Here is a 23,888-nt window from a genome sequence, read left to right as displayed (position 1 = left end):
CCGGCGCCCCGGCCCGCCCCCGGCGCCGCATCCCTCGTCGATGTCAGTGTCCCGGACCACAATGGCCGCATGACCGATCCACTTCCCGCGTTCGGGCCCGCCACCCGGGCGTGGTTCACCGGCGCCTTCGAGCAGCCGACCACCGCGCAGTCCGGCGCGTGGGACGCCGTCGCGCGCGGTGAGCATGCGCTCGTCGTCGCGCCGACCGGATCGGGCAAGACGCTCGCCGCGTTCCTCTGGGCGATCGACCGTCTCATGACGTCGGACCCGCCCGAGGACCCGGCCCGCCGCTGCCGCGTCCTGTACGTCTCGCCGCTCAAGGCGCTTGCCGCCGACGTCGAGCGCAACCTGCGCTCGCCGCTCGCCGGCATCCGGCAGGCCGCCGTCCGCGAGCGCCTCGAGGTGCACGACGTCGCGGTCGGTGTGCGGACGGGCGACACGCCGCAGGCGGAGCGCCGGGCGTTCGCGACGCGTCCGCCGGATGTCCTCATCACGACGCCGGAGTCGTTGTTCCTGGTGCTCACGTCGCAGGCCCGGGCGGGTCTCGCGGGCGTGGAGACGGTGATCCTGGACGAGATCCATGCGGTGGCAGGGACCAAGCGCGGTGCCCATCTCGCCCTCAGCCTGGAGCGCCTGGACGAGCTGCTGGAGCGGCCCGCCCAGCGGATCGGGCTGTCGGCGACGGTCCGGCCGGTGGACGCGGTCGCGCGGTTCCTGGCAGGTGGACGGGACGACGGCGGTGCCCGGGCGGTGTCCGTGGTGCAGCCGTCGGTGGTCAAGAAGTGGGACATCGACGTCGTCGTCCCGGTGCCGGATCTGACGGATCTGGACGCGGTCGGTACGCCGGGTCTGGATGTGGTCGGTGCGGATACCGTCGGTGCGGCCGCGATCGATGGTGACGCGGTCGGCGGGAACGCCGCGGGCGCGCTCTCGCCGGGTCCGGGCGATGTTGATCTGACGGGGGCGGCCACGCGGCCCCTGCGTCGCGCCTCGGTGTGGCCGCATGTCGAGGAGCGTGTCGTGGATCTTGTCGCGGGTCACACGTCGACGCTGGTGTTCACGAATTCGCGGCGGGGTGCCGAGCGGCTGACCGCCCGGATGAACGAGGTGTGGGTGCAGCGCCAGGGCGCCGGTCTCGCCGATCCGTCGGGGACCTGGGCTGCCGCCGTGCCGGGCCAGTCGGGGACGGCGGCGGGGGTGGCCGGTCGCGCGGCGCGCGCCGGCGATGCGCACGGGCCGGCCGAACCGGACGGGGGCGCGCCCGGGCGGGGGATGCCCGAGGCCACGCCCGGGACGCCGGAGGAGGTCTCGGTGATCGCGCGGGCTCACCACGGTTCGATGAGCCGGAACGAGCGCACGCAGACGGAGTCGGAGCTGAAGGGGGGTCTGCTGCCGGCGGTGGTCGCCACGAGTTCCCTGGAGCTCGGTATCGACATGGGTGCGGTCGACCTGGTGGTGCAGGTGGGGTCGCCGCCGTCGGTGGCGAGCGGGCTGCAGCGCATCGGCCGTGCGGGGCATCAGGTGGGTGCCGTGTCGAAGGGCGTGATCTTCCCGATGTTCCGCGGCGATCTGGTGCCGTCGACGGTGATCGCGCAGCGCATGCGTCAGGGCGAGATCGAGCATCTCCATGTGCCGGCCAATCCGCTCGACGTCCTGGCGCAGCAGGTGGTGGCCATGCTCGCCGTGGACGACTGGTATGCCGAGGAGCTGCTCGCCGTCGTGCGTCGTGCCGCGCCGTACGCCGGCCTGGGTGACGCCACGTGGCGTGCCGTGCTGGACATGCTGGCGGGACGGTACCCGAGCGAGGACTTCGCCGAGTTGCGCGCCCGCATCGTCTGGGACCGCGCCACGGGCCTGCTGCGGGGCCGGCGCGGGGCACTGCTCCTGGCGGCGACCAGCGGGGGAACGATCCCGGACCGGGGCCAGTACGGCGTCTTCCTCGTCACCGACGACGCCGGTGGCGCCTCCGACGGGACGGCGCGCGGCGGAAAGCGCGTGGGTGAGCTCGACGAGGAGATGGTGTACGAGTCGCGGGTCGGTGACACGTTCACGCTCGGGTCGAGCACCTGGCGCATCGAGGACATCACGCCGGACCGCGTCCTCGTCTCCCCCGCTCCGGGGCTGCCGGGCCGTCTCCCGTTCTGGAAGGGTGACACCCCCGGGCGTCCCGCCGAGCTCGGTCGCGCGGTCGGCGCGTTCGTGCGGCAGGCCGATGCCGCGCTGGCCGCCGATCCCGCCGGTGGCCGCGGCCGTCTGCAGGATGCCGGCCTCGATCCGTGGGCCGCGGACAACCTGGCCACCTACCTCGTCCAGCAGCGCGAGGCCACGGGCCGCGTGCCCGACGACCGGACGGTCGTCGTCGAGCGCTTCCGTGACGAGCTCGGCGACTGGCGGGTGGTGATCCACTCCCCGTTCGGTGCGCGCGTGCACGCGCCGTGGTCGCTCGTGGTCGCGGCGCGGCTGCGCGCCCGGTTCGGCGTCGACGTGGCGGCGATGCACTCCGACGACGGCATCGTGCTCCGCCTGCCGGACGGCAGCGGTTCCTGGGAGTCGTGGGACGGCGAGCCCGGAGCGGATGTCGCTCGCGGCGCGGCGGACGACGCGCCGTGGGCCGGTGCCGGACCCGGCCGTGACGGGTCGGTCCCGGGCCTCTCCTCCCGGCACCCGGGCGACGGGGGCGTCGCCCTCGAGGACCTCCTCATCGAACCGGACGAGGTGTTCGGCGCCGTGCGCGACGAGCTCGGGTCGTCCGTGATGTTCGCGGCCCGGTTCCGGGAGGCAGCGGCCCGGGCCCTGCTCCTCCCCCGCCGCCGCCCGGGCAAGCGGCAGCCGCTGTGGCAGCAGCGTCAGCGGTCGGCCCAGCTGTTGCAGGTCGCGTCGGAGTTCCCGGAGTTCCCGATCGTGCTGGAGGCGGCGCGCGAGTGCCTGCAGGACGACTTCGACGTGGCCGCCCTCGTGGACCTGATGCGCGATACGGCCGCCGGGCGGATCCGCGTCGTGGAGACGACGACCGAGTCGCCGTCGCCGTTCGCGCAGGCGCTCCTGGTCGGATACACCGCCCAGTTCCTCTACGACGGCGACGCCCCGCTCGCCGAGCGCCGTGCGGCCGCGCTGTCGCTCGACCCGGATCTCCTGAGCGAACTGCTGGGCGAGCGGTCCGCCGATCTCGCCGACCTGCTCGACCCCGATGCGATCCAGCAGACGGAGGCCGAGCTGCAGGGCCTCGCCCCGGACCGGCAGGCCAGGGACGCCGAGGAGCTGTGGGATCTCCTGAGGCGCACCGGGCCGCATCCCGTCGCCGCTCTCGAGGAACGCACGATCACGGACCGTCGTCGCGACCTGCCGGAGTGGCTGGCGGGCCTCGAAAGTGCGCGCCGTGCCGTGCGTGTGCGTCTCGCCGGCGGGACCTCCGGATCGGGCACCGAGCACTGGGCGGTCATCGAGGACTCGGGCCGCCTGCGCGACGCGCTCGGCGTCGCGCTGCCCACGGGCATCCCGGAGACGTTCACCGAACCGGTCGCCGACCCGCTCGGTGACCTGGTGCGCCGCCACGCCCGCACCCACGGGCCCTTCACCACGCACGACGTCGCCGCCCGGCTCGGCGTCGGTCCGGCCGTCGCCGCCGAGACCCTGACCCGCCTCGAGGCGGCCGGGCACGTGGTCCGCGGCCGGCTCCTGCCCGACACGCTCGGCGGCACCGGCGACGAGTGGTGCGATCCGGGAGTCCTGCGCGTGCTGCGCCGCCGGTCGCTGGCCGCGCTGCGGGCGGAGGTCGAACCCGTGGAGCCGGCATCGCTCGGCGTGTTCCTGCCGGCCTGGCAGGGTGTCGGCTCCGCCGACCTCCGGGGTGCCGACGGGCTGCTGCAGGTGGTCGAGCAGCTCGCGGGCGCGGCGGTCCCGGCGTCGGCCCTGGAGACGCTCGTGCTGCCCGCGCGCGTGCCGGACTACCGGCCCGCCCTGCTCGACGAGCTCACCGCCGCCGGGGAGGTGCTGTGGTGCGGCCACGGCCGGCTGCCCGGATCGGGCGGCGGGGACGGTCTCGTCTCCCTGCACCTGGCCGACGGCGCACCGCTCACTCTCCCGACGGCCGCGGCCATCGAGCCGGACGGGCCGCTGGACACCAGCCTGCACCGTGTGGTGCTCGACCTCCTGACCGGGTCGGGCGGCTACTTCCTCCCGCGGATCGCCGAGCTCGCCGACGCCGAACCCGCCGCCGTCCTGGAGTCGCTCTGGGACCTCGTGTGGGCCGGTCTGGTGACGAACGACGGGCTGGGCGCGCTCCGCGAGCATCTCGGCGGCGCCGGAGGCACCCACCGGGCGCCGCGGGGACCGAACCGCGCGCGCCCCGTCCGCCGCTCGCGGTTCGCGTTGCCCGCCCGCGGGATGTCTCCCGGCCGTCCCGCCTCGGCGCTCGCCGCCGCGCGGACCCCGCCCGGCGGTGGTGGCCGCTGGGCGGCACTCCCGCTGCGGGAGAAGGACCCGACGCTGCGGGCCCATGCGATGGCTCAGGTCCTGCTGGATCGTCACGGAGTCCTGACCCGGCCGGCCGCGGCCGCCGAGGGCGTGACGGGCGGCTACCGGGACGTGTACCGGGTGCTGTCCGAGATGGAGCAGCGCGGCGGCGTGCGCCGCGGGTACTTCGTGGAGCATCTCGGCGGATCGCAGTTCGCGCTCCCCGGCGCGGTGGACCGGCTGCGGCAGGACGCCCAGGATCGGGCCCGCCGCATCGAGAGCGCCAGGGCCCCGGCCGCCGTCGTGCTCGCCGCGACCGATCCGGCGAACCCGTACGGCGCGGCGCTGGCGTGGCCGGCCACGCCGGCCTCCGCGGAGGACACCCGCGGCGCGCATCGACCGGGCCGCAAGGCGGGGTCGCTCGTGGTGCTGGTGGAGGGGAGCCTGGTGCTGTACGTCGAGCGCGGCGGGCGCAGCATGCTCTCGTTCGACCGGGATCCGGCCCGGCTCGCCGCGGCGGCCGCGGAACTGGCCCGGGCGGCCGCGTCGGGCACGCTGGGCAGGCTCGTGGTGCAGCGGCTCGACGGCCTGAGCGCGGTACAGACCTCGGTGTCCGGGAACCCGGTCGCCGCGGCACTGACCGCTGCCGGTTTCGCGCTCACGCCACGCGGGTTGCGGGTGGCGCATGCCCGAGGGTGACGTCCTGCGCCTGACCGCCGAGCGCCTGGACGCCGCCCTGGCGGGTCACGTCCTGACCCGGGCCGAGCTGCGCTGGCCGAGCGCGGCCGCCGCGAACCTGGTCGGTGCCACCGTGCTCGGCACCGCCGCCTACGGCAAGCACCTCCTGACCCGGTTCGACGACGGCCGCACCCTGCACACGCATCTGCGCATGGAGGGGCGGTGGCGTGTCGATCGCACCGGCTCCCGGGGCGCGGCGGCCCGCAGCCCGCTGATCCGCGCCGTGCTGGCGACGCGGCACTGGACGTGCACCGGCTGGCAGCTCGGGATGCTCGACCTGCTCGCCACCCGCGACGAGCCGCGCGTCCTGGCCGGGCTCGGCCCGGACGTCCTCGCCGACGACTTCGCACCCGGCGCCCCCGGCTCGCGGCTGCCCGACGGCGTCACCCGGCTCACCCGCGACCCCGACCGCCCGCTGTGCGACGCCCTGCTCGATCAGCGCACCGTCGCCGGGCTCGGGACGATCTGGATGGCGGAGTCGCTCTTCGCCCGGCGCCTGCACCCGTGGGCCCCGGTGCGCGGCCTCGACGACGACGGCGCCGCTGTCCTCCTCCTGACCGCCCGCGAGCTCATGTGGCGCAGCATCCGGACCGCGCGCACGAACGGGCTGGGGGCCGTCGAGACCGCCGTGCACGGCCGCCTGGGACGGTCCTGCCGCCGCTGCCGGACGCCGATCGCCGTCGGGACGGCCAACCAGGCACCGTTCGAACGGCCCGTCTTCTGGTGCCCGACGTGCCAGGCCGAGACGTGATCGGCAGGGCATGAGGACGGGCGCCCCACCCGCAGGTGGTGCGCCCGTCGTGAAATCCGCAGACGACCGGTCCGGTCAGCCGACCGGCGCCAGGTCCTCGCGTGCGACGTCCCGCTTCGTCGCGGAGCGGTCGCATCGAGCCAGCATGCCCTGCATGAAGTCCGCAGGGATGGTGTCGGGGATCTGGGGGAGGATTCCTTCCGCGACCGCGACACGGTCGCTCACCTCGCGCAGGACGCGTGACAGCGGGACGTCCAGCGCGACGCAGATCGAGGCCAGAAGCTCGGACGACGCCTCCTTCTGACCACGTTCGACCTCGCTGAGGTAGCCGAGGGACACTCGTGCCGCCGAGGACACCTCTCGTAGGGTGCGCCCCTGAAGCTGACGCACATCTCTCAGCACGTCACCGATCTCTTGCCGCATTACGACCATCTCGCGCCCCCTTCCCGTGCCTGTCTCGTTCCCGGATGCGTCCGCCCCCGTGGCGCGGGAGACGATCGCACGTGCCTTTCGCGTGTGCCCGCCTCCTCCGGGGTTCGTCCTACGGTACCCCGTCGTCGGTGAGCCATGGCGTCGGGTCCGGCCCGTCGGCTTGTTCGCGATCACGCCCGGTCCAACGCCACTGGTCCGACTCTTGTTCCCGAAGGCCACTCCCGTCAAGTGTTTTGCAAGAATTGACCAAGAACTTTCACCCTTGGGCAACGGTTCACGACAAATCCGAGATGACCCCGAGGGCCAGTTCCAGCGCCCCCGACGTCGCTCCGGCGATGACGCCGGGCCGGGATCCGGGGAGGTCGATCCGTCGGACCTGGTCGGAGCCGGGCGCACAGACCGCGACGTAGACAAGGCCGGGTGCGTGGCCGTCCTGCGGGTCAGGTCCCGCCACGCCGGTCGTCGCGAGCCCGACGTCGGCCCCGGTCACCTTCCGTACGCCGGCGGCCATCTGCGACGCCACGTCCGGGTCAATCGCACCGCGCGTCGCCAGCAGTCCGTCGTCGACCCCGAGCAGCCGCGCCTTGAGGTCCGTCGCGTAGGCCACGATCCCGCCGCGCAGCACGGCGGACGCGCCCGGCACGGACACCAGGGCGGAGGTCACGCCGCCGCCGGTGAGCGACTCGGCGACGCCGAGCGTCCAGCCGCGACCGACGAGCTCCCCGATCAGGTCGCGGGCGAGTTCGGGGGCCCGCCGGGCGGCCTGGCCGGTCATGCCTGGGCCGAGGAGGCCCGCCTGGCCGACCGCCGGATCTTCCACCCCTGGTAGGCGTAGTCGAGGCCGGTCACCACGGTGACCACCACCGCGGCCGCCATGACGACCCAGGCGACCACCGTCAGCCACGGCAGGCCGGCGTGCGGGAGCAGGAACGCGGTGATCGCCACCGCCTGCAGCACCGTCTTGAGCTTGCCGCCGCGGGAGGCGGGCATCACCTCGTACTTCAGGAGTGCCATGCGCATCAGCGTGATGCCGAGCTCACGCACCAGGATCACCACGGGCACCCACCAGGGCAGCTCATCCAGCGGCCACCACAACAGGACCAGGGCAGCCCCGACGAGAAGCTTGTCCGCGATCGGGTCGAGGAGCTTGCCGAGGTCCGTGACCAGGCCGCGGGAGCGGGCCAGATAGCCGTCCACCTTGTCGGAGAGGGCGGCGACGACGAAGATGACCGTGGCCACCACGCGCCACGTGACGGACTCCCCGCCCTCGGCCAGGAGTGCCCATGCGAAGAACGGGACCATCGCGATGCGGACCATCGTGACGTAGTTCGCCACGTTCCAGGGCGACGGCGCGTCATTGACCATTGCTCCACCCTATCGGCCGGGCAGGGTGCTTCCCGAATCGCCGCCTCCCGACATCGCGGCCTCGTCCGGCGCGTCCGCCGGCCGGCACGTCCGGCCGGCCCGCGGTCAGCGTAGGTCGTTGCCGTCGACCATCACCGCACCGGACGCGTAGCCGGCCTCACCGTCGGGCCCGGCGCCGTCCGGCCCGCCGCTGTCGCCCTCGTCGACGGCGGAGCCGTCGGGCTCGTCCTGGTCGTAGAGCCGCGTCGACTCCCCCCGGATGAGCGCCAGCGCCGCGGGCAGGTCGTCCGCGGCGACGAGCACGTCGCGCGCCTTGGAACCCTCGGACGGCCCCACGATCTCCCTCGACTCCAGCAGGTCCATGAGGCGGCCCGCCTTGGCGAACCCGACGCGCAGCTTGCGCTGCAGCATCGACGTCGAGCCGAACTGGGTGGTCACCACGAGCTCGGCCGCCTGAAGCAGCAGGTCGAGGTCGTCGCCGATGTCCTCGTCGATCTGCTTCTTCGCGGCGGCCGGCACCGCGACGTCCTCCCGGTACACCGGTTTGAGCTGCGCCTTGACGTGCTCGGTGACCGCCTCCACCTCGGACTCGGTGACCCAGGCACCCTGCACGCGCATCGGCTTGGCGGCGCCCATCGGGAGGAAGAGCGCGTCGCCCTGCCCGATGAGCTTCTCGGCGCCGGGCTGGTCGAGCACGACGCGGGAGTCGGCCAGCGACGACGTCGCGAAGGCGAGCCGGGACGGGACGTTCGCCTTGATCAGACCGGTGACGACGTCGACCGACGGGCGCTGCGTGGCCAGCACCAGGTGGATGCCGGCCGCGCGGGCCAGCTGCGTGATCCGCTGGATCGACGCCTCGACGTCCCGCGGCGCGACCATCATGAGGTCCGCGAGCTCGTCCACCACGACCAGCAGGTACGGGTACGGCGCGATCTTGCGCTCCGAGCCGGGCAGCGGCTTGACCTTCCCGACCCGCACGGCGGCGTTGAAGTCGTCGACGTGCTTGTACCCGAACTCGGCCAGGTCGTCGTAGCGGGAGTCCATCTCCCGCACCACCCACTCCAGGGCCTCGGCGGCCTTCTTGGGACTGGTGATGATGGGCGTGATGAGGTGCGGGATGCCCTCGTACATGGTCAGTTCCACGCGCTTCGGGTCGACGAGCACGAGCCGGACCTGCTCCGGCGTGGCGCGCATGAGCACCGAGGTGATCATCGAGTTGATGAAGCTCGACTTGCCCGCGCCCGTGGCACCGGCCACGAGGATGTGCGGCATCTTCGCGAGGTTCGCCACGACGTAGCCGCCCTCGACGTCCTTCCCGACGCCCATCACCATCGGGTGCTCGACGCGGCGGGCGGCCGAGGACCGCAGCACGTCGCCCAGCACGACGGTCTCGCGGTCGGCGTTCGGGATCTCGATGCCGATCGCCGACTTCCCCGGGATCGGCGCCAGGATCCGCACGTCCGCGCTGGCCACGGCGTACGCGATGTTGTTCGCGAGGGATGTGATCCGCTCGACCTTGGTCTTCTGTCCCACCTCCACCTCGTACCGGGTGACGGTCGGCCCGCGGGTGAAGCCGGTGACCTGGGCGTCCACGCCGAACTGCTCGAATACCCCGGTGAGCGACTCGACCACCCGGTCGTTCGCCGCGGACCTGGTCTTGTGCGGCGGCCCCTCCACGAGCAGCGACTCGTCGGGAAGGAGGTAGACCATGTCGCCGTCGAACATGGGCTGCTCGCCCCGCGGCATCGGGTCCGGCGTGGCGGGAGGTTTCGGCGATGCCTTCTTCCCGGGCCCCGGGGACCTCTCGTCGAGGAGCCCGGGGCCGATCGCCGGGGCGCCCTTGCCGCCCTTGGCCTCGCCCGTCGGGATCCGCTGGGTGGTGAGCTTGTCCGGACGCGTGGGGGCCCCGGGCGCTTCCGCGCCGTCGGCCGGCTCGAGGTAGGCCGCCTTCTCGAAGGCCTCGTCGCCGACGTACCCCTTGACCCCCTTGCGCTTGCGACGCCTGCCGGCGGGCGATCCGGTGCGCGACGACGTGCCGTCGCCGGGTTCGGCGCCGTCGGCGTCCTCGGGCCGGTGGTTGCCCGTGAGCCGGTCGTAGACCCCCAGAAGCCGGGCCGGGATGCGATGGACGGGAGTGGCCGTGACGATCAGCAGGCCGAAGAACGTGGCGAGCGCGTAGAGCGGCACGGCGAACCACTGGGTCAGGCCGGTGACGACGGGGGTGGCGAAGAGGTAGCCGACCACGCCGCCGGCGTCCTGGACCGGCCCGAAACCGTCGGCCGGCGAAGGCAGTCCCGCGCTGATGTGCACCAGGGCGCACACCGACGCGACGATGAAGCTCAGCCCGATCGTGACCCGGCCGTTCGCCCGCGCCCGCTCGGGATGCCGCATGATCCGTACCGCGATCCAGAGCAGGAGGACCGGCAGCGCGACGCCCGCGAGGCCGAAGGTGCCCGCCACGACCGCGTGCACGCCGTCGCCGAACGCGCCGTCGATCCCCCACCACTCCCGGGCGGCGACGACGACGGCGAGCGCGAGCAGGAAGAAGCCGACGCCGTCCGCCCGGTGGTCCGGTTCGGGGGCCGCGCCGGCCTTCGGCACCGCCCCCTTCGAAGCGGCCCCCTTCGCCGCGCTGGTCCCGCTCGCCTTGCTCACGTCGTCCTCTCCGTCACCGGGTTCCCTGCCCTGGTCTCGCGGCCCGACCGCCCGCGTGGCGCCGCCGACGGCGTGCGCCATCCCCATCCAGGTGCCGCGCGCCGCGCGGACCGGCCAGGACTGCGCCACCCCGGCCTTGGCGGGCTTCCCGCGCACCGCGCTCGCGCCCTTGGCCTGACGGGGCTGGGGAGCGCGCTTGCGCGGGGTGGACTTCCGGGACTTACCGCTCCGGCTGCCGCCCGCGGTGGTTCGGGTCGCCATGATGCTGCCCACGGTAACGAGACAGACCGACACACCCACGCACCTGACCCGGTGTGTCCGGTTCCTGCGGCGCTCGGGCGGTGCCCGGCCCGGTCAGGAGAGGAACATCCCCACCGCCAGCGTGGCCACTCCCGCGCCCAGGAACGCCGCGCCGGCGGGAAACAGGACCTTGAAGCCGTTCGGCTCGGTACGGCCCGCCCCCATGGCGCTGAAGAAGAACCCGCCCGGCAGAAGGATCGCCGCCACGAGCACGCCCGTGGCGCCGAGCCAGTGCCAGAAGCCGGTGAGCGCCGTCGCCGCCTCGGCGAGGACGACGCACAGGAGGCCGAGGGTCACCAGCACGCCCGCATGGGCATGCCCCGCACGGAAGAACGACTTCTGGAAATCGGTGGCCGGTACGCGCCCGGTACGGACCTTGAGCAGGAATAATCCACCGGATTCGATGCCGACCACGGTCAGCAGGACGATCGCGGCGGTGATACGCGCGCCGTCGGACAGTTCGAGCATGGGTACTTCCCCTCACGTGTGGGACATCTGCTCCCGCGGGCCGGCGTCGTCCATCGGCCCGCTTCTGTAACACTGTTATAAAACACCGTTCGCAAACGCGAGTCAAGGCTTCTACACTCTGGACATGGCTCGGCCCCGCACGCACGACGACACTCTGCGCCTCCGCCTGCTCGAGGTCGCCTCCCGGACGACGTCCGAGCGGGGCGAGGCGGGAGTCACGGTGCGCTCGGTCGCCGCCGAGGCGGGCACCAGCCCGTCCGCCGTCTACGCGCTGTTCGGGTCGCGCGAGAAGCTCCTCGCCGCCGTGACCGACGAGGGTTTCCGCCGCTTCGCCGAGCATCTCGCGGCCGTGCCGCGCACCGACTCCCCGCGCGAGGACCTGCGCGCCCTCGGCATGGCCTACCGCGCCTCCGCGCTGGCGGACCCGCACTTCTACCGGGTCATGTTCGACCAGGTCGCCGAGCCGGTACGCGACGACGCGACAGGCTCCGTGCCGCCCGTCGGCCCCGGCCTCGGAGGCACTCCCTCCACGAGGCGTGACACGTTCGGCGTCCTGCGCGACGCCGTCGCGCGCGCCATCACCCACGCGCCCGCCGAACGCGTCGAGACCGTGGCCCTCGGCCTGTGGGGCCTGGTCCACGGTCTCGTCTCCCTGGAGCTCGCCGGCCGGCTCGACGACGACGCCGAGACCCGCGAACGCCACTACGCCGAGGCCCTGGGCGCCCTGGGCCCGCTGCTGATGACGGACTGACCGCACACGGCGACCACCACGAACGACGGAACCCGTCGGCCCGGAACAGCAAACGGGCGGTCGGTCCATCGGACCGACCGCCCGCCACGAGTCCCGCGACTACGCCTCCACGACCACCGGGACGATCATCGGCTTGCGGCGCAGCTTGGTGGCCACGAAGCGGCCCACCGTGCGGCGCACGATCTGCTGGAGCTGGTGCGTGTCGGTCGCGCCGCCCGCGACCGCCGTCTCCAGCGCGTTGGTGATCTCGGGCAGGACGCTGTCGAACACGGCGAGGTCCTCCGCCATGCCCCGCGCCAGGATCTGCGGCCCGGCGAGCACCTTCCCGGTCGCGGTGTCGATCGCGGCGTAGACGGAGACGAAGCCCTCCTCGGCCAGGGTGCGGCGGTCCTTGAGCTCGGCGTCACCGATCTCGCCCACCGACGAACCGTCCACGAAGACGTACCCGCACGGCACGGCCCCCACGACGGACGCCCTGCCGTCCACGAGGTCGACGACGACGCCGTCCTCCGCCAGCACCACGCGGTCGGCGGGGACACCGGTCTTGACCGCGATGGACCCGTTCGCCACGAGGTGCCGCACCTCGCCGTGCACGGGCATGACGTTGCGCGGCCTGATGATGTTGTAGCAGTACATGAGCTCGCCGGCGCTCGCGTGCCCCGACACGTGGACCTTGGCGTTCGCCGAGTGGACCACGCGCGCTCCGAGCCGGGTGAGGCCGTTGATGACGCGGAACACCGCGTTCTCGTTGCCCGGGATCAGGGACGAGGCGAGGATGACCGTGTCGCCGCTGTTCACCTGGACGCGGTGGTCGCCGTTCGCCATGCGGCTCAGCGCCGCCATCGGCTCGCCCTGCGATCCGGTCGACATGTAGACGATCTTGTCGTCCGGCAGGCTGTCCGCCTTCTTCACGTCGATGAGGACGCCGGGCGGCACGTCGAGGTAGCCGAGCTCCGAGGCGATGCCCATGTTGCGCACCATCGAGCGGCCCACGAAGGCGACCTTCCGCCCGTGCGTGTGCGCGGCGTTCAGCACCTGCTGCACGCGGTGCACGTGCGAGGCGAACGACGCCACGATGATCCGCTTGTCCGCCTGCGCGAACACGCCGTCGAGCACCGGGCCGATCTCGACCTCGGGCGTGACGAAGCCCGGCACCTCGGCGTTCGTGGAGTCGACCATGAACAGGTCGACGCCCTTCTCCCCCAGCCGCGCGAAGGCGCGCAGGTCGGTGACGCGCCCGTCCATCGGGAGCTGGTCCATCTTGAAGTCGCCGGTGTGCAGGACGGTCCCCGCTCCGGTGGTCACGGCGACGGCCAGCGAGTCGGGGATCGAGTGGTTCGTCGCGACGAACTCGCACTCGAAGACGCCGAGCTTCACCGTGTCGCCCTCGGCGACCAGCCGGGTGACCGGCTTGATGCGGTGCTCCTTGAGCTTCGCCTCGATGAACCCGAGCGTCAGCTTCGAACCGACGAGCGGGATGTCACGGCGCAGCCGCAGCAGATAGGGCACGGCACCGATGTGGTCCTCGTGCCCGTGGGTCAGCACGATCGCCTCGATGTCGTCGAGACGGTCGGCGATGTACTCGAAGTCCGGCAGGATCAGGTCCACGCCGGGCTGGTTGTCCTCGGGGAAGAGGACGCCGCAGTCGATGACGAGCAGGCGCCCGTCGTACTCGAGGACGGCCATGTTCCGGCCCACCTCTCCGAGACCGCCGAGGGCGACGATACGGAGCCCGCCCTTCGGCAGCTCGGGGGGCAGGGGTAGTTCAGGATGTGGGTGACTCAAAGGGCCTCCAGGCCTCGTTCTGACAATGTCTCAAGTCTTTATCCGGGGGTGGCGATCGCGGGATGTCCCACGATGGCCGTCGCCTCTTCCGGCAGCTCCGGCGGCGACATCGGTGTCGTGCTCTGCGGGAGCAGCCCCACGGCGGTCAGGACCGCGCGGAGCGTCGCCACCTCGTGGTCGCTCGCGGCGACGTTCGGCAGCCGCAGCGTGCGGTGCTCCAGCACGCCTTGTGCCTGCAGCGCGGCCTTGGCCATCACCGCCTGGGCGCCGGCACCGTTGAGGGCGCCGACCACGGGCATCACCCGGCGGAACGCGGCCAGCGCCCCGGCGTGGTCCCCGGCGTCCCACCGGCGGACCACATCGGCGTACTGGGCGCTCACGACATGTGCCGACACGGACACGAGGCCCGCCCCGCCCACGCTGAGGAACGGCAGGAGCAGCCCGTCGTCGCCCGAGTACCAGGCGAGGCCGGTCGCCTCGATCAGCTGTGCCGCGGACCAGACGTCGCCGGTCGCGTCCTTGTTGGCGATGATCTGCGGGTGCTCCGCGATCCGCACGAAGGTCTCCGGCGCGATCCGCACGCCGGCGCGCCCCGGGATGTCATAGAGCATCACGGGCAGCTCGGTCGCGTCGGCCACGGCGGTGAAATGCCGGAGCAGGCCCTCCTGCGTGGGCCGTGAATAGTAGGGGGACACGACCAGCAGGCCGTCCGCGCCGGCCTCGGCGGCCTGCTCGGCCATCCGGATCGCGTGGGCGGTGTCGTTCGAGCCCGCACCCGACAGGACGGCGGCGCGGTCCCCGACGGCCTCGGCCACGGCCGCCACGAGCTCCGCCTTCTCGGGGGCATGCGTCACCGGAGCCTCGCCGGTGGTGCCCGACAGGACCAGGCCGTCGCTGCCGTCGTCGACCAGTTTCTTCGCCAGCTTCACCGAGGCCTTGAGGTCGATCGCGCCGTCCGGCGTCATCGGAGTGACCATTGCGGTAAGGAGGGCGCCGAACGGGCGCTCCGTCGTGCTGGGAAGAACCATGAGGATACCGTACCGTCCGGACCCCCGTGTCTGCGCCTTCGCCGCCGTCGGCGCCCTCCCCGGGCCCACCCCGCGGGCCCCGTCCCCGTGCCCGCCCGCACCGCGTCGTCAGCGTTCCACGAGCACCCCGTCCGGATCCGCCCACACCGTCGCGCCCGGCCGGAAGACGACCCCGCCGATCTCCACGGGCTCGTCGATGACGCCCGCGCCCGCCTTCGCGGACTTGCGCGGGTTCGTGCCCAGCGCCTTCAGCCCGAGCCCCAGGCCCGCGATCGCGACGGAGTCCCGGATCGCGCCGTGCACGATCGCCCCGGCCCAGCCGTTCTCCACCGCCGACGCCGCGATGAGGTCCCCCATCAGCGCGGACCGCAGCGAGCCGCCGCCGTCGACCACGAGGACCGCGCCCTCGCCGGGGGTCGCGCACACCGCCTTGACGAGGGCGTTGTCCTCGAAGCACCGGATCGTGCGCACCGGTCCGGAGAACTCGGCGACACCACCGAGGTCGCGCAGCTGGAGCGGGAGCGAGGCGAGTTCCTCGCCCCGTTCGTCGTACAGGTCTGCCGTGGCCACCATCTGATCCTCCGTCTCACAATTCTGTCGGCGATCACGATACTCAGGCTCGCAAGCGGGATGTGACATAGGGTTCCCCGCATGACGCTGTTCCGCGATCTCGCCGACGTCTCCGTCCGGCCCGCCGTGCCGGGAGACGAGGCGGCCGTGACTGCGATCCAGCTCGGGGCGTGGCGTGCCACCCACGACGCCACCCTCGGCGAGGGTGTGATGGAACGCCTCGACACCGAGCTGATGCGGGAACGATGGAAGGCCGCGATCGAGACGGCGCCCGGACCGGGCTTCGCGGTACTGGTCGCGCTCGACGGCCCCCACCTCGTCGGATTCGCCGCCGTCACCCCGGGACAGCTCATGTCGCTGGAGGTGGAGCCCGACCGTCGCCGGGCCGGGCACGGCTCGCGCCTGCTCGCGGCCGCCATCGACCGGCTGCGGACCGACGGCGCGCAGGAGGTCACCACGTGGGTGCTCGACGGCGACACCGCGCGCGAGCAGTTCCTCGCCGACTGCGGGCTCGGCCCCGACGGTGTCGAGCGAACCCTCGCGACCGGCCCCCGGGACGTCGTCGAACGCCGGTGGAGCGCCGCGATCTGACGGGCACGGCCCGGCGGCACCGCCGTGGCGCGCACCGCGAACCCGAAGGTTCACCGGCACGTGACACCCCCGTGACATGGCGTTGCCACCATCACGGGCATGGGGATCGTGACGGAATACTTCGCGGCGGCGACCGACGAGGTCGCGGTCGAGGCGCTGCGCATCCCCGGCGGGCCCTCCGCTCCCGAGGGCGGGAGCCCGCCGCGGTTCGACTCCGTCACGCTGCCGTCGGTGGATCCGTTCATCATGCTCGCGGGGCTGGCGCAGGCGTTGTCGGGCCGGCCCTACGGCGAGGTCACCGCCCACCCCCGCCACGGCTCGCTCGTCGGCAGCAGCGGTGACGAGGGCCCGTGGATCGTGACGGTCACGGACGACCTCGCGAAGGATCTCGCCTCCGTGTCCCCCGCCCGGCTCGCCCGCGCGGTCAAGGACTGGGTGCGCGAGTCCGAGCCGCCGGTCCCCGCGCACCGGCTGACGTCGGCCGTGCTGCTGCTCGCGGAACTCGCGACCCGCGCAGTCGCCGACGGCCGCGGCCTCTACTGCTGGACGTCCCTGGGCGGCGAGCCGTAGATACCGACGGCTCTGCGCAGGGTCGCCCGCGCGCGACGGCGGTCGCCGGCCGCGTCGTAGGCGAAGGCCAGGTGGTACCAGACGCGCCAGTCGTCCGGCCGCGCCTCCGCCGCCGCACGCCGGTCCGCGAAGGCCTCGTCCGCCGCCGCGCGGTCGATCCGGCCGCCGGCGGAGCGCGGCAGGTCGTCGACGGGCAGGTCCCCGGCCGCGGCCAGCGCGTCGGCCATGGCCTGCACACGCGCGGCCAGCCAGAACTCCCGCACGATGAACGCCAGCACCAGCAGCGGCAGCACGAGGACCGCCACGCCGATGCCGATCAGGAGGGGCTCGCCGGTGCCGATCATCGCCAGCCCGCGCCCGGCCACCGCCCACACGTACAGGGCGAGCAGCGCCGTGACGGCGAGCGCCCCGAGCAGTCCCCGCGGCAGGCGCCGGCGCCGCCCCCCGGGCGCGGGCCGGTCCGCGTCACTCATGCCAGGTCCAGCACGTGTTCGAGGCCCACGGTCAGTCCCGGGCGGTCCACCACGGCCCGCACGGCCACGAGCACGCCCGGCATGAACGACGAGCGGTCGAACGAGTCCTGCCGGATGACGAGCTGCTCGCCGGGGTTCCCCAGGAGGATCTCCTCGTGGGCCACGAGGCCGCGCAGCCGCACGGCGTGCACGCGGACGCCGTCGACGTCGGCCCCGCGGGCCTCCCATCCGGTCTCGGTCGCGTCCGGGGAGGCGGGCAGGCCGGCGTCCGCGCGGGCCGCGGAGATCGCGGCGGCCGTGTGCCGGGCCGTGCCCGACGGCGCGTCCACCTTGTCCGGGTGGTGCAGCTCGATGACCTCGGCCGACTCGAAGTACCGGGCGGCCCTCGCCGCGAACGTCATCGCCAGCACGGCCGACAGGCCGAAGTTCGGCGCGATGAGCACGCCCAGGCCGCCGTCGGACCGGGCCGCGTTGAGGCGGTCGAGGTGCTCGGTGACGCGTCCGCGCGACGCGTCGTCCCAGCCCGTCGTACCGACGACGGCGTGCGCGCCGGCGTCGAGCACGGCGTGCACGTTCGCCTCGGCGGCCGTGGGCACCGTGAAGTCGACGACGACGTCCGCCCCGGACAGCGACTCGCCCGTGATCGGGTCGTCCTTGTCCAGCCGTGCGACGAGCGTCATCCCGTCGGCCGCCTCGACGGCGGCGCAGGTCTGCGTCCCCATCCGCCCGGCCGCCCCGAGCACGGCCACCTTGATGTCAGCCAATCTCATCAACCTTTCTCCTCAACGGCCGCCGAGGCCGAGTCACGCCGCGAACGGTCCCACACGGACCACCGAACGCGGGCGGGACGCCAGATCCTGGGCCAGGGCCCGCACGTCGGCGAGCGTGACCGCGCGGATCCGGTCCAGGCTCTCCTCCAGCGAGTAGAGCTCGCCGTACACGAGCTCGGCCCGGCCCAGGCGGCTCATCCTGGACCCGGAGTCCTCCAGCCCGAGCACGAGCGACCCGCGCAGCTGCCCCGCCGAACGGGTCAGTTCCGCCTCGGTGATGCCGCCGTCGGCCAGCCGTTCCAGCTCGTGGACCAGCAGTTCCTCGACCTGCTCGGCCTTCGCCGGAGCGCAGCCCGCGTACAGGCCGAACGTCCCGAGCCCGCCGTGCCCGGCCGCGAAGGAGTAGGTCGTGTAGGCGAGGCCGCGCTTCTCGCGGATCTCCTGGAACAGCCGTGACGACATGCCGCCGCCCAGTGCCGCGTTCATGACCGAGAGCGCGTAGCGGCGGTCGTCGGTCGCGGCCAGCCCCGTACCGCCCACGATGATGTTCGCCTGTTCCACCGGTCGTCGGACGGTCCTCGTGGTGCCGCGGGTGGGGATGCCCTCGGTCTGGGGCGTGGCGTCGCGCCGCATCCGTGGCGCGATCGCCTCCTCCAGCGTCCAGCCGCCGGCGGTCAGGGCGTGGGCCACCAGGTCGCACAGCTCGTCGTGGTCGACGCCGCCGGCGGCCGCGACGACCAGCGTGCCCGGCTCGTAGTGGGTGCGGTAGTGGTCCCAGACGGCGTCGCGGGGCACCGCGCCGATGGTGTCGGCCGTGCCGCCGATCGGCCGGCCCAGCGGGTGCGACCCGAGCACGGCGGCCGAGAACTCCTCGTGCACCACGTCCGCGGGGTCGTCGTCGGTCATGGCGAGCTCCTCGAGGATCACGCCACGCTCGGTCTCCAGTTCCTTCGCGTCCAGGCGGGCGCTGGTCACCATGTCGCCGATGACGTCGACCGCCATGGGGAGGTCGGCGTCGAGCACGCGCGCGTAGTAGCACGTGTGCTCCTTGCCGGTGGCGGCGTTGGCCTCCCCGCCGACGGCGTCGAACGCCTCGGCGATGTCGAGGGCGCTGCGCCGCTGGGTCCCCTTGAACAGCAGGTGTTCCAGGAAGTGCGTCGACCCGAAGTGCCCGTCGGTCTCGTCCCGGGAGCCGACGCCGACCCACGCGCCCACCGTCACCGAGCGCAGGCCCGGCATGTGCTCGGTGATGACACGAACGCCGCCGGGCAGGACGCTGCGACGGATGGTCGCGCCGTCCTGCCCGGCGGTCAGGTCGGCACCGGGCTCACCCGCGGCTGCGAGCGGCAGGTGCCAGACCATCTCAGGCTTCCGCGCCGGCGGATGCCGTCTCGGACGCCCCGGAGTCCGCGGAATCCTCGGGCGCCTCGCCCTCCTCCGTCACCGCGACCAGCGAGAGCTTGCCCCGCGGGTCGATCTCGCCGATCTCGACCTGGACCTTCTGGCCGATGGAGAGGACGTCGTCGACGTTCTCGATGCGCTTGCCGCCCACGAGCTTGCGGATCTGGCTGATGTGCAGCAGCCCGTCCTTGCCCGGGGACAGCGAGATGAAGGCGCCGAACGACGTCGTCTTGACGACCGTGCCGACGAACCGCTCACCCACCTCGGGGACGTGCGGGTTGGCGATCGCGTTGATCGCCGCGCGGGCGGCCTCGGCCGAGGGGCCGTCGACCGCGCCGATGTAGACGGTACCGTCGTCCTCGATGGTGATGTCGGCGCCCGTCTCCTCCTGGATCTGGTTGATCATCTTGCCCTTGGGGCCGATGACCTCGCCGATCTTGTCGGTCGGCACCGTGATCGCGATGACGCGCGGTGCGTTCGGGGACATCTCGTCCGGCGTGTCGATGGCCTCGGCGATGACGTCGAGGATCGTGAGACGGGCGTCGCGCGCCTGCCCCAGCGCCGCGGCGAGCACCGAGGCCGGGATGCCGTCCAGCTTGGTGTCGAGCTGGATGGCGGTGACGAAGTCCGCCGTGCCGGCGACCTTGAAGTCCATGTCGCCGAACGCGTCCTCGGCACCCAGGATGTCCGTCATCGCCGCGTAGCGGGTCTCGCCGTCGACCGTGTCGGACACGAGGCCCATCGCGATGCCCGCGACCGGGGCCTTCAGCGGCACGCCGGCGTTGAGCATCGAGAGCGTGCTCGCGCACACCGAGCCCATCGACGTCGAACCGTTGGACCCGAGCGCCTCGGAGACCTGGCGGATGGCGTACGGGAACTCCTCGCGGCTCGGCAGCACCGGCACGAGGGCACGCTCGGCGAGCGCGCCGTGACCGATCTCGCGGCGCTTCGGGCTGCCCACGCGGCCCGTCTCACCGGTCGAGTACGGCGGGAAGTTGTAGTTGTGCATGTAGCGCTTGCGGGTCACCGGACCGAGCGAGTCGATCTGCTGCTCCATGCGCAGCATGTTCAGCGTGGTGACGCCCAGGATCTGGGTCTCGCCGCGCTCGAACAGCGCGGAGCCGTGCACGCGCGGCAGCACCTCGACCTCGGCCGACAGGGTGCGGATGTCCGCGAGCCCGCGGCCGTCGATGCGGACGCCGTCGGTGAGCACGCGCCGGCGCACGAGCGCCTTCTGCAGCGACCGGTACGCGGCCGACAGCTCCTTGTCGCGGCCTTCGAAGGCCGCGCCCTCGCCCGCGAGGTCGGCCACGAGGCCCGCCTTGATCTCGTCGAGACGGTTCTCGCGGTCCTGCTTGTCGGCAATGGCCAGAGCCTCGCGGAGCGGCTCGGTGACCGCGCCCTCGACCGCGGCGTACACGTCGTCCTGGTAGTCCGGGAAGAGCGGGAACTCCTGCGTCTCCTTGGCGGACTGCGCGGCCAGCGCGGACTGCGCCTCGCACAGCGCCTTGATGAACGGCTTGGCCGCCTCGATGCCCTCGGCCACGACCTCCTCGGTCGGGACCGTGGCGCCCTCGTTCCGCATGAGCTTGAGCGCGTCGTCGGTGGCCTCGGCCTCGATCATGGCGATCGCGACGTCGTCACCCACGGCCCGGCCGGCCACGACCATGTCGAAGACCGCGCGCTCCTTGTCGGAGTGCTTCGGGAACGCGACCCACTGACCGTCGATCAGCGAGACGCGCACCGCCCCGGCAGGGCCGGAGAACGGCAGGCCGGACAGCTGCGTCGAGGCCGACGCGGCGTTCATGGCGAGCACGTCGTACGCGTCGTCCGGGTGCTGCGCCATGACGGTGATGACGATCTGCACCTCGTTGCGCAGGCCCTTGACGAACAGGGGGCGCAGCGGGCGGTCGGTGAGGCGGCAGGTCAGGATCGCCTCGGTCGACGGCCGGCCCTCACGGCGGAAGAACGAGCCGGGGATGCGGCCCGCGGCGTACATGCGCTCCTCGACGTCCACCGTGAGCGGGAAGAAGTCGAACTGGTCCTTGGGGTGCTTCCCGACCGCGGTGGTCGACAGCAGCATGGTCTCGCCGTCGAGGTACGCGGCGACGGAGCCGGCGGCCTGCTTGGCCAGGCGGCCCGTCTCGAAGCGGATGGTGCGGGTGCCGAAGCGACCGTTGTCGATCACGGCCTCGGCGAACTGGATCTCGGGACCCTCCACGGGTGCCCTCCTTTTCGGATGGGCGCCGCGCACCCCGTAACGGTCATCGATCGAGACCCACCGAACCGTGTTCGGGAGGCCACTACCGAGGACCGGACGCGGGCTGCGCCGGCGCGCTGTGTGGTTGTACTTACATCTCACCAGACCAGCCCGGCCCCTGCAGGAGGGACCGGGCTGGTCTCGAAGACTGGTTCAGCGGCGCAGACCGAGGCGCTCGATCAGCGAGCGGTAGCGGTTCACGTCGATCCGCTGGAGGTAACCCAGCAGGCGACGGCGCTGGCCCACGAGGAGCAGCAGCCCACGACGGCTGTGGTGGTCACCCTTGTGGGACTTGAGGTGCTCGGTGAGGTCCTTGATGCGCTGCGTCAGCAGGGCGATCTGCACCTCCGGGGAGCCGGTGTCGGTCGGCGTCTTCCCGTACTCGGCGACGATCTGCTGCTTCGTGGCGGTGTCGAGCGGCATGGCTCTCCTTCGTGTCGTTGCGCGGTGCTCCCGGACTGATTCACGGGGGCGCTCTGTATCCGCGGCCGTCCTGACGGCCCTCCTACCTTACCTGCTGCACGACGTCGGTCGTGGTACCGCGGGCTGTGACGTTACCGTCGTCAGAGGGCCGGCGAGCCGGGCCGCGCACCGGCAGCGGCACGGCCGCGCGCGACGGAACCCGCGACGGCGGACAGCACGGCGCGGACGGTCTCCCGCGGAAGGGTCACGAGCGCGCGGTCGAGCGTCCCCGCGCGGAGCCCGCCGTCGGCCGCCGCGGACACGACGAGCGCCCGCGCCTCGTCCTTGCCCAGCGCCCCGCCCTCGGCCCGGGCGGCCTTGACCAGGGCATCCCGCCAGGCGTTCGCGAGCCTCCGGGAGGCACCCCCGAGCATCAGGCGGCGCGCGACGGCGACCGGGTCCTGTCCCCACCCGCCGGGAGCGTCGTCCTGGCCGGGCTCGCCCGGCCGGCCGCCCCGCACGATCCCGCCGTCCGGACGGGACGGGACGGGATACCTGCCTGACGGGCCGGCTTCCCCGACCGCGTCCGCGACGAGGATCGCGTGCTTCGAGTCGGGCGTGCTGCGGCGGAACGTGAGCACCCATTTCCCGGCGAGGTCGTCTCGCAGCATGTCCTGGGCGGCCTGGCTGGTGATATCCGGATGGTTGTTCGGGACCGCGACCGCGACGCGCCGGGCGCTGACGCCGAGCAGGACGCGGAAGAGCCAGGTGCCCGGATCGTCCGACAGGTCAGCCGCGAGCGCCGACGCCCTCGCGTTCCTGATCGAGGTCTGGGCGGATCCGTCGAGGAGCGCCTCCAGCGGCAGTTCCGTGGCTTCGGGGCGGGCGCCGTCGTGGGTCGCGTCGTGGGTCGCGTCGTCGGTGGCGCCGGGGTCGTGCGGGATGAGCGCCGTCGCGGTGACGGGGAGTCCGTCGGGTCCGCGCGCGCCCGCGAGGACGGCGTCGTGCACGGGCGCGCTCCCGGTGCCGGTGCCGGCCTCGAGGGACTGCGTGCCGTGCGTGTAGATGTTCACGGCGTTGGTGGTGACCCGATCGAGCGAGCGCCAGGTGCGCGCCGTGGGCCGGCACACGTACAGGTCGCTGGCGCTCCCCACGGCCTGCGCGCCGGTGTACCGGTTGAAGTGCGGCAGGATCGCCTCGTAGACGAGCGAGAGCTCGCCGATCGCCTGCTGCACGTTGAACCCGAGGCCCGGGTGGTGCGTGCCATACCCGTACGCCAGCAGCAGGCGCCCGTTGTCGCGGTCGCGGAGCCCTTGCAGGCCGCGCGCGAGGAACAGCCGGACGCCGTCGGGGGTGTAGGGCGGATCGGTGAAGACGAGGTCGGCGGTGCCGCGCGCGGCCTCGGGGAGCCCGGTCCGGAGGTCGCCGTACGCGGTCTCGATGTCCAGCCCGCGCTCCGCGGCGACGCGGTCGACGTAGGTGAGCAGGTCCTCGTCGATGTCGACGACGACCGCGCGCGCGGCCGGGTTACGCAGGCACGTGACGATCGAGGTGAGGTCGTGGTCGCCGACGCACAGGAGCGTGGCGCCGGCGAGGTCGTAGGTGCCGTCCATCCAGAGGGCGCGCCGGACGGTGGTCTCCGGCGTCGCGGGCACGTGGTCGAGGGCCTTTTTGGGGCGAGGGGCCGCCGCGACGATCCGCTCCATGTCGCGCAGCAGACCCGCCGCGGCCGGGAGCCGGTCGTCCGCCGGCATCCCGAGGGCGGTGGCCGCGAGGTGCCCGGCGCCGGCCAGTTCGCGGTAGTCCTCCGCGTGTTCCGGGCGGATCCGGAGGTGGTCGCCCTCGGCGAGCAGGTCGGCGCCGAGGGCGGCGACGATCTGTTCCACCAGCCGGCGCGGCAGCGCGGTGGCCCGGACGACGTCGGCGAGCGTGGTGCCGTCGCTCAGCATCGCGACGGCCTCCCGGTGCCCGCGCCCGTAGGCCCCGAAGGCGTCCACGAGTTCCCGGACCTCGTGGATCGGAGGCCGGACCTCGACGAGGCCTGGGGACTCAGCGGCCGGAGATTGCGATGCCATACGGGCAACCTACGTCACGCACGCACGGTGCACCGACGACCGCCTGTTGAC

The 23,888-nt window shown here is 73.1% G+C and carries 19 protein-coding genes; 5 read left to right on the top strand and 14 right to left on the bottom strand.

Translation table 11 applies throughout. The annotated features are described in order from the left end of the window. Window positions 1-69 precede the first annotated feature (69 nt). Together ACYVK5_RS00530 and ACYVK5_RS00525 are read left to right on the top strand one after the other, a co-directional pair. Window positions 70-5,151 carry an Lhr family helicase gene (locus ACYVK5_RS00530; protein WP_460701330.1) on the top strand — a complete coding sequence of 1,694 codons (5,082 nt, stop codon included), beginning with the start codon at window positions 70-72 and terminating at the stop codon, window positions 5,149-5,151. Then, window positions 5,138-5,941: a DNA-formamidopyrimidine glycosylase family protein gene (locus tag ACYVK5_RS00525; protein WP_460701329.1), complete on the top strand. Its 804-nt coding sequence runs from the start codon at window positions 5,138-5,140 to the stop codon at window positions 5,939-5,941. Before ACYVK5_RS00530 ends, ACYVK5_RS00525 begins: the two co-directional genes overlap by 14 nt. 75 nt (window positions 5,942-6,016) lie before the next feature. Here the strand turns inward: ACYVK5_RS00525 and ACYVK5_RS00520 are convergent, their stop codons facing one another. The 5 genes from ACYVK5_RS00520 to ACYVK5_RS00500 form a co-directional block, all read right to left on the bottom strand. Beyond that, complete coding sequence (locus tag ACYVK5_RS00520) at window positions 6,017-6,373, bottom strand: helix-turn-helix domain-containing protein (protein WP_460701328.1); 357 nt, start codon at window positions 6,371-6,373, stop codon at window positions 6,017-6,019. Window positions 6,374-6,647: 274 nt separating this feature from the next. After that, window positions 6,648-7,148, bottom strand: a complete 501-nt coding sequence (locus tag ACYVK5_RS00515; protein ID WP_460701327.1) for a CinA family protein — start codon at window positions 7,146-7,148, stop codon at window positions 6,648-6,650. Continuing rightward, the gene (pgsA, locus tag ACYVK5_RS00510; RefSeq protein ID WP_460701326.1) at window positions 7,145-7,738 is read right to left on the bottom strand and encodes a CDP-diacylglycerol--glycerol-3-phosphate 3-phosphatidyltransferase; all 594 of its coding nucleotides are present in this window, start codon (window positions 7,736-7,738) and stop codon (window positions 7,145-7,147) included. The genes ACYVK5_RS00515 and pgsA overlap by 4 nt, the downstream gene beginning before the upstream one ends. A 105-nt stretch (window positions 7,739-7,843) precedes the next feature. Next, window positions 7,844-10,474 (bottom strand): FtsK/SpoIIIE family DNA translocase, encoded by a 2,631-nt coding sequence (locus ACYVK5_RS00505; RefSeq protein ID WP_460701378.1) that lies wholly within the window; start codon window positions 10,472-10,474, stop codon window positions 7,844-7,846. A 273-nt stretch (window positions 10,475-10,747) separates the two neighbouring features. Then, on the bottom strand, window positions 10,748-11,161 hold the full coding sequence (locus ACYVK5_RS00500) for a hypothetical protein (RefSeq protein ID WP_460701325.1): 414 nt from the start codon (window positions 11,159-11,161) through the stop codon (window positions 10,748-10,750). 124 nt (window positions 11,162-11,285) lie between these two features. Between ACYVK5_RS00500 and ACYVK5_RS00495 the strand changes: the two genes are divergently transcribed. Continuing rightward, the gene (locus tag ACYVK5_RS00495; RefSeq protein ID WP_460701324.1) at window positions 11,286-11,912 is read left to right on the top strand and encodes a TetR/AcrR family transcriptional regulator; all 627 of its coding nucleotides are present in this window, start codon (window positions 11,286-11,288) and stop codon (window positions 11,910-11,912) included. Between the two features lie 99 nt (window positions 11,913-12,011). Here the strand turns inward: ACYVK5_RS00495 and ACYVK5_RS00490 are convergent, their stop codons facing one another. The 3 genes from ACYVK5_RS00490 to rraA all read right to left on the bottom strand — a co-directional run bounded on the left by ACYVK5_RS00490 (window position 12,012) and on the right by rraA (window position 15,298). Beyond that, on the bottom strand, window positions 12,012-13,697 hold the full coding sequence (locus ACYVK5_RS00490) for a ribonuclease J (RefSeq protein ID WP_460701323.1): 1,686 nt from the start codon (window positions 13,695-13,697) through the stop codon (window positions 12,012-12,014). Window positions 13,698-13,735: 38 nt separating this feature from the next. After that, entirely contained in the window at window positions 13,736-14,725 is a 990-nt protein-coding gene (dapA, locus tag ACYVK5_RS00485) for a 4-hydroxy-tetrahydrodipicolinate synthase (protein ID WP_460701322.1), read from the bottom strand. A gap of 108 nt (window positions 14,726-14,833) precedes the next feature. After that, window positions 14,834-15,298, bottom strand: coding sequence for a ribonuclease E activity regulator RraA (gene rraA, locus ACYVK5_RS00480; RefSeq protein WP_460701321.1), 465 nt, complete (start codon window positions 15,296-15,298; stop codon window positions 14,834-14,836). 78 nt (window positions 15,299-15,376) lie between these two features. On the opposite strand from rraA, the gene ACYVK5_RS00475 reads away from it, so the two are divergent. Together ACYVK5_RS00475 and ACYVK5_RS00470 are read left to right on the top strand one after the other, a co-directional pair. Continuing rightward, window positions 15,377-15,886: a GNAT family N-acetyltransferase gene (locus ACYVK5_RS00475; protein WP_460701320.1), complete on the top strand. Its 510-nt coding sequence runs from the start codon at window positions 15,377-15,379 to the stop codon at window positions 15,884-15,886. 99 nt (window positions 15,887-15,985) lie between these two features. After that, complete coding sequence (locus ACYVK5_RS00470; RefSeq protein WP_460701319.1) at window positions 15,986-16,456, top strand: hypothetical protein; 471 nt, start codon at window positions 15,986-15,988, stop codon at window positions 16,454-16,456. On the opposite strand, the gene ACYVK5_RS00465 is transcribed toward ACYVK5_RS00470, so the two are convergent. From ACYVK5_RS00465 to ACYVK5_RS00440, 6 genes are all read right to left on the bottom strand, one after another. Next, on the bottom strand, window positions 16,423-16,929 hold the full coding sequence (locus tag ACYVK5_RS00465) for a hypothetical protein (RefSeq protein ID WP_460701318.1): 507 nt from the start codon (window positions 16,927-16,929) through the stop codon (window positions 16,423-16,425). The genes ACYVK5_RS00470 and ACYVK5_RS00465 overlap by 34 nt on opposite strands. After that, window positions 16,926-17,699, bottom strand: a complete 774-nt coding sequence (gene dapB / locus ACYVK5_RS00460) for a 4-hydroxy-tetrahydrodipicolinate reductase (protein WP_460701317.1) — start codon at window positions 17,697-17,699, stop codon at window positions 16,926-16,928. Before dapB ends, ACYVK5_RS00465 begins: the two co-directional genes overlap by 4 nt. Before the next feature lie 33 nt (window positions 17,700-17,732). After that, the gene (locus ACYVK5_RS00455) at window positions 17,733-19,061 is read right to left on the bottom strand and encodes a M16 family metallopeptidase (protein ID WP_460701316.1); all 1,329 of its coding nucleotides are present in this window, start codon (window positions 19,059-19,061) and stop codon (window positions 17,733-17,735) included. A gap of 1 nt (window position 19,062) precedes the next feature. Beyond that, window positions 19,063-21,321, bottom strand: a complete 2,259-nt coding sequence (locus ACYVK5_RS00450; protein WP_460701315.1) for a polyribonucleotide nucleotidyltransferase — start codon at window positions 21,319-21,321, stop codon at window positions 19,063-19,065. Window positions 21,322-21,513: 192 nt separating this feature from the next. After that, the gene (gene rpsO, locus ACYVK5_RS00445; protein WP_460701314.1) at window positions 21,514-21,783 is read right to left on the bottom strand and encodes a 30S ribosomal protein S15; all 270 of its coding nucleotides are present in this window, start codon (window positions 21,781-21,783) and stop codon (window positions 21,514-21,516) included. A 140-nt stretch (window positions 21,784-21,923) separates the two neighbouring features. After that, entirely contained in the window at window positions 21,924-23,837 is a 1,914-nt protein-coding gene (locus ACYVK5_RS00440) for a bis-aminopropyl spermidine synthase family protein (protein ID WP_460701313.1), read from the bottom strand. Window positions 23,838-23,888 lie beyond the last annotated feature (51 nt).

The organism is Myceligenerans halotolerans (assembly GCF_054782975.1).
This window is presented reverse-complemented; position numbering and strand designations above follow the sequence as displayed.